At 75.6% G+C, this 13203-nt stretch carries 12 protein-coding genes; 7 read left to right on the top strand and 5 right to left on the bottom strand.

The genetic code is table 11. From position 1 onward, the window contains the following. The first annotated feature begins 37 nt into the window (after positions 1–37). Positions 38–424, top strand: a complete 387-nt coding sequence (locus ACZ7IF_RS07125) for a hypothetical protein (protein ID WP_470964364.1) — start codon at positions 38–40, stop codon at positions 422–424. A 25-nt stretch (positions 425–449) separates the two neighbouring features. Here the strand turns inward: ACZ7IF_RS07125 and ACZ7IF_RS07120 are convergent, their stop codons facing one another. Together ACZ7IF_RS07120 and ACZ7IF_RS07115 are read right to left on the bottom strand one after the other, a co-directional pair. Then, positions 450–848, bottom strand: coding sequence for a nuclear transport factor 2 family protein (locus ACZ7IF_RS07120; RefSeq protein ID WP_470964361.1), 399 nt, complete (start codon positions 846–848; stop codon positions 450–452). Between the two features lie 177 nt (positions 849–1025). Continuing rightward, the gene (locus ACZ7IF_RS07115; RefSeq protein ID WP_470964358.1) at positions 1026–2909 is read right to left on the bottom strand and encodes a hypothetical protein; all 1884 of its coding nucleotides are present in this window, start codon (positions 2907–2909) and stop codon (positions 1026–1028) included. A gap of 169 nt (positions 2910–3078) precedes the next feature. Between ACZ7IF_RS07115 and ACZ7IF_RS07110 the strand changes: the two genes are divergently transcribed. From ACZ7IF_RS07110 to ACZ7IF_RS07100, 3 genes are all read left to right on the top strand, one after another. Beyond that, positions 3079–4470, top strand: coding sequence for an MFS transporter (locus ACZ7IF_RS07110; protein WP_470964355.1), 1392 nt, complete (start codon positions 3079–3081; stop codon positions 4468–4470). A gap of 93 nt (positions 4471–4563) precedes the next feature. Next, positions 4564–5271 (top strand): response regulator transcription factor, encoded by a 708-nt coding sequence (locus ACZ7IF_RS07105; RefSeq protein ID WP_470964352.1) that lies wholly within the window; start codon positions 4564–4566, stop codon positions 5269–5271. Further along, positions 5268–6662 (top strand): sensor histidine kinase, encoded by a 1395-nt coding sequence (locus ACZ7IF_RS07100; protein WP_470964349.1) that lies wholly within the window; start codon positions 5268–5270, stop codon positions 6660–6662. Before ACZ7IF_RS07105 ends, ACZ7IF_RS07100 begins: the two co-directional genes overlap by 4 nt. A gap of 4 nt (positions 6663–6666) precedes the next feature. On the opposite strand, the gene ACZ7IF_RS07095 is transcribed toward ACZ7IF_RS07100, so the two are convergent. Continuing rightward, positions 6667–7644, bottom strand: coding sequence for a TAXI family TRAP transporter solute-binding subunit (locus tag ACZ7IF_RS07095; protein ID WP_470964346.1), 978 nt, complete (start codon positions 7642–7644; stop codon positions 6667–6669). A gap of 199 nt (positions 7645–7843) precedes the next feature. On the opposite strand from ACZ7IF_RS07095, the gene ACZ7IF_RS07090 reads away from it, so the two are divergent. Both ACZ7IF_RS07090 and ACZ7IF_RS07085 read left to right on the top strand, forming a co-directional pair. Beyond that, entirely contained in the window at positions 7844–8545 is a 702-nt protein-coding gene (locus ACZ7IF_RS07090) for a DUF4232 domain-containing protein (RefSeq protein WP_470964343.1), read from the top strand. Positions 8546–8624: 79 nt separating this feature from the next. Continuing rightward, positions 8625–9587, top strand: a complete 963-nt coding sequence (locus ACZ7IF_RS07085; protein WP_470964340.1) for an SMP-30/gluconolactonase/LRE family protein — start codon at positions 8625–8627, stop codon at positions 9585–9587. A gap of 53 nt (positions 9588–9640) precedes the next feature. Here the strand turns inward: ACZ7IF_RS07085 and ACZ7IF_RS07080 are convergent, their stop codons facing one another. Together ACZ7IF_RS07080 and ACZ7IF_RS07075 are read right to left on the bottom strand one after the other, a co-directional pair. Beyond that, positions 9641–10915: a DUF1266 domain-containing protein gene (locus tag ACZ7IF_RS07080; protein ID WP_470964337.1), complete on the bottom strand. Its 1275-nt coding sequence runs from the start codon at positions 10913–10915 to the stop codon at positions 9641–9643. Positions 10916–10930: 15 nt separating this feature from the next. Beyond that, positions 10931–12361, bottom strand: coding sequence for an amidase (locus tag ACZ7IF_RS07075; protein WP_470964334.1), 1431 nt, complete (start codon positions 12359–12361; stop codon positions 10931–10933). Between the two features lie 163 nt (positions 12362–12524). On the opposite strand from ACZ7IF_RS07075, the gene ACZ7IF_RS07070 reads away from it, so the two are divergent. Beyond that, entirely contained in the window at positions 12525–13136 is a 612-nt protein-coding gene (locus tag ACZ7IF_RS07070) for a TetR/AcrR family transcriptional regulator (RefSeq protein ID WP_470964332.1), read from the top strand. The last annotated feature ends 67 nt before the right edge of the window (positions 13137–13203 follow it).

Below are 13203 nucleotides of genomic sequence, written 5' to 3'. Positions count from 1 at the left end.
TTGTTTGGGCACCCGTGCGGCTTTCAGAATCTCCCTCATGAATTCCTCGGCGCACATCAATCACGAAGCCGTCCTCCGGGCCCGGGTGGCCCTCCTCGGATCGGGGACCCTGCCGGTCCGTCAGGAGGTCGCCGCCTACCGGCTGCTGGTGCGGGTGAGCCCGCTGGCGTACCTGCCCCGGCTGGCGGAGGCGCTGTACGAGTACAGCCGGCAGGATTTCGCGCTCCAGCCGGCGACGGCGCTGGCGCTGCGGGCCGAGGCGGTCGACGCCGCGCGGCGGATGCACGCGCTGGAGCACGGGCGGGCGGGACTGGTGCGCACCGCGCTGGAGCGCTACCGGGAGCAGCTGGAGGTCATGGGGCGGCTGGATGAACTGGCGGTGGTGGACGTGGAGTTGGCTGCTCCGGGAGCAGGGGGCCGGTGAGGTCCGCGTCCGCCCGGGGGCAGGATCAGGGGCGGTCGTACCAGGAGAAGGCGGCGATGCGCCAGCCCTGGGGGGTGCGGACGAACTGGATCGTCTTGGTGCCGCCGCCTTCGAAGGGTTCGCCGTCCAGGATCCCGGACTTGCGGTACTCGCCGAAGCGGGAGGCGATGTCGCCCTCGATCTCGGTCCGTTCGGAGGTCTCCCATTCGCGGAACTCCGTCAGACGGCCCTCGGACAGCAGCCTGCGGCGGGGCTCGACGAACTCGTCGACGGTGTAGGCGGCGAAGTCCGGGCCGGTCTTGACGATCACTCCGCCCGGCAGCATCAGCCGGCCGATCTCCGCCAAGTCGGCTTTCCTGCCGCCCCGGTTGTCGAAGGCACCGAAGAACTCGGCGGTCACCAGGTCTATTTCGGTCTTGGCCATGGCGCCGACATTAACACCGGGATGTGCGGCCGTGGATGTACGCGGCGGCGGATGCAGTCCCGTGGGCCGGTTCGCAGGCCGCCACACCCGTGTCCTGACGGCCGGGCACCGCGACGGCTTCGCCCGCACCCGGCGGGCACCGGCCGGCCGGTGGTCCACTTTCTGGTCCGTGACGGCTCAGCCGATCCGTTCGAGCGCCGTCGTGGTCACCCGGCAGAGCTCCTCGTCCCGCAGGATGTCCGTGCCGTACCGGCGCTCGGAGGCGGTCACCGCCCCGAGCACCGGTACGGCCGCCGCCGCCGGCGGGCCGATCTCCCCCAGCACCCTGACGGCGCGCAGGAGCAGGGGTGTGGCCGCGTGGCCGGCCAGCGGGCGCAGCTCGGGCAGCAGGACGGCGACGGCCGTGGCCGCGTCGCCCGTGATCCGCCACCACGCCTCGGCCGCGCCGACCCGGCTCCACTCGCCCGGGCAGTCGAGCAGCGGCCGGACCGCGTCGGCATAGGCGGCGGCCCTCGGGCCGAGGTCGGCGAGGTACCTCAGAACGGGGCGGCCGAGTCCCGCGCGGGTCGCCGCGCCGACCACGCGCAGGGCGAGTTCCGGGTCGCCGGTGACGCGCCAGTGCGCCCAGGCGGCGGTCTGCCTGCCCCGCCAGCGGTGGGGTTCGCCGTCGGGGGCCCCGTCGTAGCGGCGTGGCCGCCACTCGCCCCGTGCGAGCCCGGCGAGTGCACCGGCACCGGGCGCGGCCGCCGGGCCGATCCTGCCCAGGGCTTCGGCCGCGGCCCGGGCGTACGGCGTGTCGAGGAGCGCGGCCAGCTCCGGAACGGCCGGTGCAGAGGCGGGGCCCCACCGGGTGAGGGTGGCGAGCACCTCGGGAACGCCACTGGAGGCACGGTCTCCCGCGAGCAGCCTCCGGCAGTCCGGGAGCAGCTGCGGCGCCCACCGTACGGGCAGCGGCTCGGCCCTGAGCCAGTGGTGGCCGCGCCGCTGCCGGTACCAGGGCAGGGCTCGGTCGTCGCCGACGGCGACCAGGGCCTTCACGGCGGCGTCGATCGAGCCGGTCCGGGCGGTCGGCCCAGCCCGTTCGACGAAGCGGGCCAGCCGGTCCGCGTACGGGGCCGCCAGCGGTCCGCACCCGGCGAGCACGTCCAGCGCCGCGCCGGCCACGGAGTTCTCGTCGTCGAGGGCGGTGAGGACGGTCTCCCAGAGTCCCGCCTCCGGCCTCCGCCAGTACCGCAGCTGGGTGCCCGCCAGCCGTACGGCCTCCCAGCGGAGGTCGGCGCTGCGCTGTCCGGAAAGCACCGTCACCTGGTCGGCCGCCTCCCGCGGGTGCCGCGCGCACTCCGTCATCGGCTTCAGGCCGTGGGGCCACCACCTCGGCACGCCCGGCAGCGGCTTGCCGCCGGTATCCGCCAACGCCAGGGCGGCCACCCGACCGGCACCCCGCGCCCGGCCCGGCGCGGCCGCCGCCAGCACGGCCGTCGCCGCGGCCAGCCGCACGTACGCGTGGTTGTGCTCCAGCCACGGGCGGAGCCACGACACCGCGTCGTCGCCGCGCCCCGAGAGCCGCCCCAGGGCAAGGAGCTGCGAGACCAGCGCTGCCGGGTCGCTCTCGACCGCGGCCTGGTCACGCAGCGCCTGCGGTGCCATCGGACCGGCGCCCGGGAACTCCCGCAGCAGCCAGGCCGCGTGGGCCCGTACCGCCGGAACCGGGTCCGCGAGCAGGGCGGCCGTGCGGGGCACGTACTCCGTGTACACGAGGAAGGCCGGCCGGTTCACCTCCCGGGGCGAGCTCACGATGTCGCGGGCACGGCGGGCGAGGAATTCGAGGACGTCCAGGCGGCCCCGCCGGTCCAGGTCCGGCAGCAGTTCGAACAGCCGGGACGCGACCGGTGCGAAGAGCGGGTCGCCGGGCCACCAGCCGAGTCGCCTCTCCAACTGCTCCCAGGAGCGACGCCGCTGTCCGGCCGTCACCAGGCCGCGCAGCAGGCCGGGTATCTCCTCGTGCCCTGCCCGCGCCCGTTCCTCGCCGTGCCAGGCCGCCCCGGCCCCCCGTCCGTCCATGATCCGCAGCTTAGACAGCCGGCCGGTCAGGGGCCACCTGCGGGTTCCTTAGCGGAACGTTAGATCTGGGTGCCGGGCCTTGTCCGGGTCCGGGGCCGGATCCATGCTCTGGGCACCCCCTCATCCGGGGCGTTCCCCCTCCCGTCAGGGACTTCCGTCTGGAGCCGCCATGTCCTCGTCCGCCGTCACGCCCGAGTCGCCGCAGCGGGAGGAGCGCGCCAGGCGCCGCCTCGCCCTGATCGGCGGGTCCCTCGGCAACCTCGTGGAGTGGTACGACTGGTTCGTCTACGCGAGCTTCGCGATCTACTTCGCCGACTCCTTCTTCCCCGGCGACAATCCGACCACCCAGCTGCTGAACACGGCGGGCATCTTCGCGGTCGGCTTCCTGATGCGGCCCGTCGGCGGGTGGATCCTCGGCCGGGCCGCGGACCGGCACGGGCGCAAGAGCGCGCTCACCCTCACCGTCACCATGATGTCGGTGGCGGCCCTGATGATCGCCGTCGCGCCGACCTACGGCCAGGCCGGGTACTTCGGCGCCCTGGTGCTGCTGCTCGCGCGCCTGCTCCAGGGGATGAGCATCGGCGGCGAGTACGCGGCCAGCGCCACGTACCTCACCGAGGCCTCGGCCCGCGGCCGGCGCGGGCTGGGCTCGTCCTTCCAGTACGTCTCGATGACCTGCGGGCAGCTGCTGGGCCTCGGCATCCTGATCACGATGCAGCACACGCTGACCGCCGCCCAGCTGTCGAGCTGGGGGTGGCGGATCCCGTTCGTCCTCGGGGCCCTGTTCGCGGTGGTGGTCTTCTGGCTGCGTCGGCGGCTCCAGGAGACCGACGCGTTCAAGGAGGAGTCCTCGGACGAGGGCGCCCACGACGACAGCCCGCGCGGCTCGCTGAAGGCTCTGTGGGAGCACCGGCGGCAGGCCGGGCTGGTGATGGCGCTGACCCTCGGCGGAACCGTGGCGTACTACACGTACACCACGTACCTCACCAAGTACCTGGTCGGCAGCGCGGGCATGGCCAAGACCACGGCGACGCTGGTGAGTTTCACCGCCCTCGCCCTCTTCGCCGTGCTCCAGCCCTTCGCCGGGATGCTGTCCGACCGGATCGGCCGCCGCCCGCTGCTGATCACCTTCGCGGTGGGCTGCACCGTCGGCACGTACCCGATCATGACGGCCCTCGGTTCGGCGAACTCGTACTGGTCGGCGCTGGGCCTGTCCCTGCTGGCCCTGGTGATCGTCACCGGCTACACCTCGATCAACGCGGCGGTGAAGGCCGAGCTGTTCCCGACCCGGGTGCGCGCCCTGGGCGTGGCGCTGCCGTACGCCGTCGCCAACGCGCTGTTCGGCGGCACGGCCGAGTACGTGGCCCTGTGGTTCAAGAGCGGCGGCCACGAGAAGATGTTCTTCTGGTACGTGTCCGGCTGCGCGCTGATCTCGCTGGTGACCTACCTCCTCATGCCGGACACCCGCGCCGTCGCGCTCAGCCGTGCCGAGGCGGCCGGGGCGGGGGCGGCCGAGGGGGACGGCAGGGCGGCGCAGGCCCCCGCCGGGGCGGCCCGCTGATCCCCTGAACGCCCCCGGTGGACCGGGACGGCGGCTCACGTAAGCTGCTGCCCCGGTTCACGGGCACCGGTCACGCGTTTTCGAGGAGCCGCCGTGCACGCACTGCTCGTCGAGGACGACGACCGCATGGCCCGCGCCCTGGGCACCGCCCTCGCCCAGCGCGGGCACACGGTCCGCCGGGCGGCCCGGGCGCTGGACGCCCTGCGGTACGTCCGCGAGGCCGAGTTCGTCCTGCTGGACCTGGGACTGCCCGATCTCGACGGGCTGGAACTGCTGCGCAGGCTGCGTACGGTCTGCGACGCGCCGCTGATCGTGGTGACGGCGCGCTGCGAGGAGCGCGACATCGTGCAGGGGCTGCGGGCCGGCGCCGACGACTACGTGGTCAAGCCGTTCCGGATGGCCGAGCTGATGGCGCGGATCGACAGCGTGCGGCGCCGGTCGGGCGGGCGTACGGGTGCCGAACCCGCGCGGTACGCCGGCGGGCCGGTGCGCAGCGGGGACGTCGAGGTGGACCCGGCGGGCCGCACGGTCACGGTGGCCGGCGCCGAAGTCCGGCTGACCCGGCGGGAGTTCGACGTACTGGCCTTCCTGGCCGCGCGTCCCGACGAGGTGCACTCCCGGGAGGAGATCCTGGACCGGATCTGGGGCGACGCCTTCCTCGCCGCCTCCCGCTCCCTGGACGTGCACGTCGCGGGCATCCGGGCGAAGACGGGCCGGTCCGGCCTCGTGCGCACGGTGCGCGGGTTCGGCTACCAGCTCGGTTCCCCCGCCGGGTGTGAGGACGGGGGCTCCGGCGCGTGAGGCGCAGGCTCCTCGCGGTGCTGATGGTGCTCATGGGGGCCGCCGCGCTGCTGCTGTGCGTCCCCCTGGCCGACGCGTACGCGCGCGGGCGGACCGAGCACCTGCTGCTGCAGCGGCGTTCGGAGGCCGTGCGCTTCGCCGACCTCGCCGACCGGACGGGTACGGCCGCCGACCGGGCGGAGCTGTCGGCCGAGATCGGCCGGTACGCGCAGCTGTACGGGGCCGGGGTGGTCGTGGTCGACGCGGCGGGCGCGACGGTGGCGCGGGCCGGAACGGGCCCGGCCCTGGAGGCCCTGACGGGAGCGGGGCCGGGCGGTGCGGCCGAGGCCCGGGACCGGGCGCTGACCGGGCGTTCCACCGACCGGCTGGCCACGGTGCGGCCCTGGGGGCCGGCGCGGGTGGTGCTCGCGGAGCCGGTGGGGCGGGACGAGCGGGTCAGCGGAGCGGTGCTGCTGGCGGTGCCGACGGACGCCGCCCGCCGGGACGTCGCGGTCCGCTGGTCGCTCATCGCGGCCGGGGCGGCGGCCGCCTTCGCCGCGGCGGCACTGGTGGCGGCGGGGATCACGCGCTGGCTGATGCGGCCGTTGCTCGACCTGGACCGGGCGGTGGAGGGACTGGCCGCCGGGAGCCTGCACGCGCGGGCGGTCTCCGACACCGGTCCGCCGGAACTGCGCCGGCTGCGGCGGCACTTCAACGTGATGGCGCAGGCCCTGGCCGAATCCATCGGCCGCCAGCGGGACTTCGTAGCCGATGCCTCGCACCAGCTGCGCAATCCGCTGGCGACGCTGGTGCTCCAGCTGGAGAACGTCGAGCCGCACGTCGCCCCCGGTCCCGGCCGGGCCGAGCACGGCCGTGCGCTGGAGGAGACGGAGCGGCTGGAGGAGCTGCTCGACGGGCTGCTGGCGCTGGCCCGGGTGGAGTCGGCGGCGCCGGAGCTGTGCGAGCAGGACGTGGCCCGGGCGGTACGGGAGCGGGTGCGCGCCTGGCTGCCGGTGTTCCGGGCCGCCGGTCTGGAGCTGGCGGTCTGCGGCCCGCCCGGGGGGTTGCCGGCCCGCGCCCTGCCGGACGCGGCGGGCCGGGTCCTGGACGCGGCCCTGGACAACGCGGTGAAGTTCGTACCGCGCGGCGGCCGGGTCGAGGTGTGCGCCCGGCGGGGCGCGGACGGCTCGGCCGTGGTGCGGGTCGCCGATGACGGGCCGGGCGTCCCCGAGGAGCAACTGGAGCTGCTGCCGCGGCGTTTCGCCCGCGCGCCCGGGCACCAGAACGTGCGCGGCAGCGGACTGGGGCTGGCCATCGCGGACGAGATCGCACGGATCAGCGGCGGCCGGCTCGGCGTCGGCGGCAACGTGCCGCGCGGGCTGGCGGTGGAGCTGCGGCTGCCGCCGCCGTGACGGCTCAGCCGTACACCGAGCGGTAGTGGGCGGCGGCGCCCGGGTGGAGGGGGACCTCCCCGGTCGAGATGGCGAACCTGGGCTCCAGCCGTACGCCCGCGGTCACTTCGCGCAGCAGGTCGCGCCACCGGTCGAACACCACCCGCAGCAGGGCGCTCGCGGCGTCCGCGGGCACTGCGTCCCGGGCCAGGAGGTAGTTGCCGACGCCGAGGGTGCCGACCGGCCCGGCCAGTCCGTACGCCCCGGCCGGGAGGGTGACGGCCGTGTAGACGGGGCCGTGGCGCTCGCGCAGCGGGCCCACGTGGCCGTCCAGCGCGAGGAAGCGCAGCGGTAGCTCACGCGCCAGCTCCGTCAGCGCGGGGGTGGGTACGCCGCCGGACCAGAAGAAGGCGGCGACGGCGCCCGTGCGCAGGGCGGCCACCGATTCGGCCAGGCCCAGCTGGCGTACGTCCGCCGGGGCCGGGCCCGCGCCGGCGCCGGTGAGGCCGGCCGCGCGCAGGATGCGTCCGGCGACGACTTGCACCCCGGAGCCGGCGGCGCCCGCCGCGACGGTGCGTCCGGCGAGGTCGGGTACGGCGTGCACGGGTCCGGCGGCGGGGACGAGCAGGTGCGTGTAGTTGACGTAGACCCGGGCCAGTGCCGTCACCGCGGCCGGCCGGGGGAAGGGCTCCCGCCCGAGGACCGCGTCCTCGGCGACGTCGGCCGTGGCCAGGGCCAGGTCCACGGAGCCCTCGTCCAGTCTCCTCAGGTTGTCCACGCTCGCGGCGGTGTCCACCGGCACGATCTCCAGCCGGCTCCCGCCGGCGGCGGCGGCCCGTGCCAGGGCCAGGCCGAAGGCGTTGTACGGGCCTCCGCGCGGCCCGGTCGCGAGCCGCAGCCGGCGCACCGGACCGGAGTCCGGCGCGCAGCCGGCGAGCGCCGCGGCGACCGCGCCGATCCCGGCCCGTAGCAGCCGCCGGCGGCCCGTCCGCGTATCCGTCACGGCGGAAGCGTAGCCACTCACCGCACGAAGTCGCGGCGGCGGCCCGCGCGCCGCTCCACCCGGCCGGCGGCGGGAAACGTCATGGTTGCGTGACAGGACTGCCACAACGGCGCAGCGCGGGAACTCCGGCGGGGCGGGGCGCCGTGTCCCTCCACGCGTGCCGGTGCGGGGCCGGCCGGGAGACACCGAGGAGCATCCCATGCAGTACACAGCAGGCCCGCGCCGCTCGGCGGCGGCGCTCGTGGCGGCCGCCGCGGCCACCGTCCTGATGACGGGCTGCGGTCCGGCCGACGACGGGGCGGCCGGGACGCCGCCGGCGCCGCCCGCCGCTTCGGTGCCGGCCAAGCCGACGCCCGCGGGCGGCTCCTCGTCCGGTGGTACGGGCGGCTCCGTCACCGGCGGCGGGGGCGGGACCGCGCCGAGCCCCTCGGCGTCCGCCCCGGGCGGCGGCGGGGCCAAACCCTGCACGATCGACGAGGTCAAGGTCTCGGACGCCGAGCAGGCCGCGGTCCGGCCGCCCGGTACGGGAACGGGGGCCGCCATCGTCTCCGTCACCAACACCTCGAAGCACGCCTGCACCCTCAACGGGTTCCCGACGGTGGCCGGGGCGGGCAACGGATCGCCGGGCAAGAACGTGCCCCTGGCCATCACCCAGAGCGGCAAGGCGTCGGCGGTCCCGCTGGCGCCGGGCGCCCGCGCGTGGACGAAGCTCACCTTCGTCAACGTCCAGGGCGAGGCGGACGGGTACTGCGTGTCCGGCGCCACTCCCGCCAGCTTCCCGACCATGGTGATCGGCGTCCCGGGCGCGGGCTCGCACCAGATCGCCATGACCGACGGCGTCTTCGCCGAATGCGACAACAAGGCGACCGTCACCGCCTTCTCCGCCGTCAAGCCCTCCTGAGGCGGGGCGCGGGGTGGTGCCCCGGCGGGCTCACGCCGATACTTCACGGGCAGCCCGGTCTGACCATGGAGGAGAAGCGATGAGGCTCGACAGGATGCTCCGCACCGTCTTACGGGGACCCCGCGCGGGCTTCGTGGCCGCGGCCGTACTGGCCGCGGCCACGAGCGCTGCGGCGTCGGGGCCCGCGTACGCGGCGGCGCGGTGCGGGGCCGTCGCGCCGGCGGCGGCGCCGGCGCAGGTCGCCCAGCTCCCGGACTGGGTCGAGTCGATCGCCGTCGACGGGCGGGGCCGGATGTTCGCCACCGCCTACTTCAGCGGCCGGGTCTACCGGATCGACGCGCCGGGCAGCACCCCGGTGGCCCTGACCGGGAACATCGGGGCCAACGGCGGGATCGTCGTCCGCGATGACGGGCAGCTCCTCGTCGGCACGGGCAACGACCTCGCGCACTCGCTGACCGGCGACCTCTTCCCGGTCTCGCGGCTGCTGCGGGTGGACCCGGATTCCGGTGCGGTCAGTACGTACGCCTCCGGCCTCGGCGGGATCGACGGGGTCGCCCTCGCGCCCGACGGAACCGTGTACACCACGACCCTGGGCGGCCGGAACATCGGCCGGGTCACCCCGGACGGCCAGGTGGACCCGGCCTGGGCCCGCGTCCCGCAGCCCAACGGGATCGCCGTGTCCCCGGACGGGAGCGAGGTCTACGTCGTGCAGACCACCGTGGCCCCCGGGCTGTACCGGATCCCCGTCGGCGATCCGGCGCACCCCCGGCTGTGGGTCTCCGCCGACGCCTCGGACGCCCTGGCCCTGCCGGACGGGCTGACCCTCGACGGCAGGGGCCGGCCGCTGATCGCCACGCACGCGGCGGGGGAGATCTGGCGGGTCGAGGACGGGCGGCTGTGCTCCGTGGAGTCGGGGCTCCACCTCTCCACCCAGATCACCTACGGGCACGGCGAGGGGGGCTTCCCGGCGGGCCGGCTCTACCGGGCGGGCGTGGACGGGAAGGTCTACGAGGTGCCGGGCGGCGCCGAGCCCGGTCACTGAGCCGGCCGCCGATCCGGCCCGGCCCCAAGGCGCGGCCCCGCGCGGGGGCCGCGTCAGGTCCAGGGGAGGGTGCGCCAGGGGCTGGCGGGGTCCGTGGCCAGGACGCGGTGGGTCCCGAGGGCGGTCTCGTACCACTCCCCGAACTCCTCCTCGTCGAAGTGGAGGCAGCGGCCGAGCACGTAGGCGGCCGAGAAGTCCTCCCACGAGCGGTAGTTGACCTGGACCAGGCGGCCCGCGCGGACCACCGCCGCCTCCGCCTCCTGGAGGGAGCACAGGCGGGTGGCGAGGCCCCAGCGGGCCATGGCGGAGGCCCGGCCGTAGTCCCACGCCTCGACGGAGCGGACGAACCCGCCGTCGGGGAGCAGGCCGTCGGCGCGGAAGCGCGCCTCGTAGCGGGCGATGCGGCCGATCAGCCGCTGTACGCCGGTGACCTGGCCCTCGGTCTCCGCCTCGGTGACGGTGCGGCCCCGGCTGACGCCGTCGGCCGTCAGCCGGGGCTCGGCGGCCGCCTCGGCGCGCCGGCGCACCACGTTGCCCGCGGCCTGGCGCCAGTGGTCGACGTCGACGGGGCCCGCGAAGTCCAGCGCCATGGAGCGGCGCAGTTGCAGGACGAACTCCCAGACGCCGCTGACCATGTCGGCGCGCAGCAGCCGCTCCTCGGTGTCCAGCCAGTCCTCCCGGGTGGTGACGCCCCACCAGCGCTCCAGCGCGCGCTTCTCGTCGAGGTAGCCGCAGCCGTGGTAGGCCATCGAGTTCCAGTAGCGGCCGTTGCGCACGTTGATGTGCGCGCCGGCCGCGAGGCCGAAGGCGACCTGGCCGCTGCGGGGGCCGCCGACCTCCAGGGTGTGGATGACGTCCTGGGCGAGTCCGGGCCGGTCCACCGGGGCGCAGTGGCGCTGCCACAGGGCGCGCCCCTCCGGTCCGGCCGGGAGCACGCCCTCGCACGGGCTGCCGGGGTTGACGACGAGGTAGGGCGGGTCGTCCGGGTTCCAGACCTCGGCGAACCAGCCCAGGTCATAGCAGTTGTAGACGGGGTCGGCGGCGGGCGGCGGCAGCATGCCGCCCGTGTAGACGGCCAGGCACATGGACCCGGTCTGCGGGTTCCAGTACGGGTGGAAGCGGGTGTTGCGCGGATTCGCGTCGACGTCCGCCCGCGACTGCATCATGTACAGGTCCGCGCGGGCGACGAGGTCGTAGTACGCGGGCCAGTCGCCGCGCGTCCTCGCCTCGTACAGCCCCCGCTCGACCGCGCTCGGTGCCTGCCAGCCCTGCGCCGGCGCCGTCGGACCGGGCGGGGCTCCTTGCTCGTGACCTGCTGTCAAACCCATGGGCCAACCCTAAACTCAGCCCGCCGGGCGGGGGTCGACGGGGGTGAGGACGCCGAGCCGGTCCTCCACCGCCTGGGCCGCGTCCAGGCACAGGTCCTCCCGGAAGGCCCGTCCGACGATCTGCGCCCCGCCCGGCAGCCCGCCGTACAGGCCGGTCGGCACGGCCACGGCGGGCACGCCCACGAAGCTGGTGGCCGCGCACAGCCGCATGGCCGCCGCGACGCGGTCCCGGCCGGCGCGGTCGCGGGACTCCAGCCCCGGCTCGACGGGCGGTTCGGTGAAGGAAGGGCCGAGCAACAGCGGGTACCCGTCGAGGAATTCGGCCCACGAGCGGCGGATGTTCAGCCAGGTGCCCATCAGCCGGACGAGCTCGTCGGCGGTGGCGGGCGGGGTCTTCTCCATCGCCATCTGGATGTAGCGGTCCCCGCCCTCGCCCAGGAGCGTGCGCACCATCGGCCAGCTCGGGGCGAATTCGGTCATGGTGATCCGGTCGTACGCCTCCAGCGTCTCGTCCAGCCGGGGCACGTCCGCCACCTCGCGCACGTCGTAGCCGGCGTCGCGGAGGGCGTCGGCCGCGTCGGCGACGGCCGCCCGGACCGCCGGGTGGACGCCGTGCCCGCCGGGGTCCGCCACCACCGCGACCTTCACGGGGCCGGGGAGCGGGGGCCCGTACACGGGGACGGGTACGGACCGGGGGTCGCGCGGATCGGCGCCGGCCAGCGCCTCGTACGCGAGCCGCAGGTCGGCCACGCGGCGGGCCAGGGGGCCGTCGGTGACCAGCGACTGGGACGCCGGCCCGGGGTCGTCGGGGCCGAGGACGCGGTGGTCGGCGGGGAAGCGTCCGGTGGTGGGCTTGAGCCCGGCCACACCGCAGAACTGGGCGGGGATCCGGATGGAGCCGCCGGAGTCGTTGCCGAGGCCGAGCGCCGCCATGCCGGTGGCGACGGCGGCCGCGTCGCCCCCGCTGGTGCCGCCGGGGGTGCGTGCGGGGTCCCACGGGTTGGCGGTGTCGCCGAAGAGTTCGCTGCGCGTGTGCATCCCGGCGAGGACCAGGGTGGGCATGTTGGAGTGCCCGATCGGTACGGCGCCCGCGGCGCGCAGCCGGGCCACCGGGGGCGCGTCGGCGGGCGCCGTGAGCCGGCGGAAGCGCTCGACGCCGAAGGTGGTCGGTACGCCTTCGACGGGGGTGGTCTCCTTGACCGTGAACGGCACGCCCGCCAGCGGGCCGAGCGGCTCGCCGGCGGCCCGGCGGCGGTCCGTTCCGGCGGCCGCTTCGAGCGCCCGGTCCGCCATCAGCTGGGTCACCGCGTTCACCGCCGGGTTGACCTCGTCGATCCGCTCCAGGTGGCTCTGGACGAGTTCCACCGCCGACACCTCGCCGCCGCGTACGGCGCGCGCCTGTTCGGCGGCCGGCCACCGCCAGAGGGCTTCCTGTGTGTCCCGCATGTCCGTACTCCCCTGCTCGTTCCTGATCTGATGCGCTTGCATCGGAACCATAGCCGAGGAACCGATGCGATCGCATCGAATAGAATGGGCCGCGCGCGCGGGTCCGTACGAAGGCCCGTGCGGCGGGCGGCCGGAGCGGGCCGGAACAGGAAGGCGGGTACGCATGCCCAGGCAGGTGGACCACGAGGGGCGGCGCCGTCTCATCGCCGAGGCCGTCTGCCGCCTCGCCGACGAACGCGGGCTGGAGGGCGTCACGCTGCGCGATGTCGCGGCCCGCGCGCAGGTGTCGATGGGCGCCGTGCAGCGGTGCTTCGGCACCAAGGAGGAGATGCTGCTCTTCGCCCTCGGGTACGTCGGCGAGGCCATCGGCGAACGCGTGCGGGCCCGGCTGGTCCGCAGCCCCGCCCAGTCGGCCGCGTCCGCCCTGGGCCACGCCGCCACCGAGGTCGCCCTGCTGCGCGAGGAACACCGGGCCGAGGCCCGGGTCTGGCTCGCCTTCGTCGCGCAGGCCGCCGTGAGCGCGCCGCTGGCCGAGACGCTGAGGGCGAACTACGCGGCCCTGCAGGCGGCGTTCGCCCACCTCATCGCGGAGGCCGGCGAGGGTGCGGACGGGCCGGCGCGCCTCGATCCGCAGCGGGAGGCCCGCGCCGTCCTGGCCCTGGCGGACGGCCTCACCACGCACGTCCTGATCGGGCACCTCGGCCCGCGGGAGGCCGAGGAGGTGCTCCACGCCCACCTGCGCGGCCTGTGGGAGGGGCCGGCCGACGGCCGGTGAGGCCGCCGCCGCGGGCCTGTGAAAGAGTGCCGACGGAGCGCGATCGACAGGACGGAAGGACTCCCCC

Source organism: Streptomyces sp. NPDC037421, assembly GCF_055602105.1.
Note: the sequence above shows the minus strand (reverse complement) of the source record. Positions and strands in the feature narration are given on the sequence as shown.

What these genes read in the sequence shown, in the direction of transcription:
- ACZ7IF_RS07070 (WP_470964332.1), top strand. Translation starts at nt 12,525, where the DNA reads ATGCCCAGGCAGGTGGACCACGAGGGGCGGCGCCGTCTCATCGCCGAG.
- ACZ7IF_RS07080 (WP_470964337.1), bottom strand. Translation starts at nt 10,915, where the DNA reads ATGGGTTTGACAGCAGGTCACGAGCAAGGAGCCCCGCCCGGTCCGACG.
- ACZ7IF_RS07115 (WP_470964358.1), bottom strand. Translation starts at nt 2,909, where the DNA reads ATGGACGGACGGGGGGCCGGGGCGGCCTGGCACGGCGAGGAACGGGCG.
- ACZ7IF_RS07075 (WP_470964334.1), bottom strand. Translation starts at nt 12,361, where the DNA reads ATGCGGGACACACAGGAAGCCCTCTGGCGGTGGCCGGCCGCCGAACAG.
- ACZ7IF_RS07125 (WP_470964364.1), top strand. Translation starts at nt 38, where the DNA reads ATGAATTCCTCGGCGCACATCAATCACGAAGCCGTCCTCCGGGCCCGG.
- ACZ7IF_RS07090 (WP_470964343.1), top strand. Translation starts at nt 7,844, where the DNA reads ATGCAGTACACAGCAGGCCCGCGCCGCTCGGCGGCGGCGCTCGTGGCG.
- ACZ7IF_RS07120 (WP_470964361.1), bottom strand. Translation starts at nt 848, where the DNA reads ATGGCCAAGACCGAAATAGACCTGGTGACCGCCGAGTTCTTCGGTGCC.
- ACZ7IF_RS07110 (WP_470964355.1), top strand. Translation starts at nt 3,079, where the DNA reads ATGTCCTCGTCCGCCGTCACGCCCGAGTCGCCGCAGCGGGAGGAGCGC.
- ACZ7IF_RS07085 (WP_470964340.1), top strand. Translation starts at nt 8,625, where the DNA reads ATGAGGCTCGACAGGATGCTCCGCACCGTCTTACGGGGACCCCGCGCG.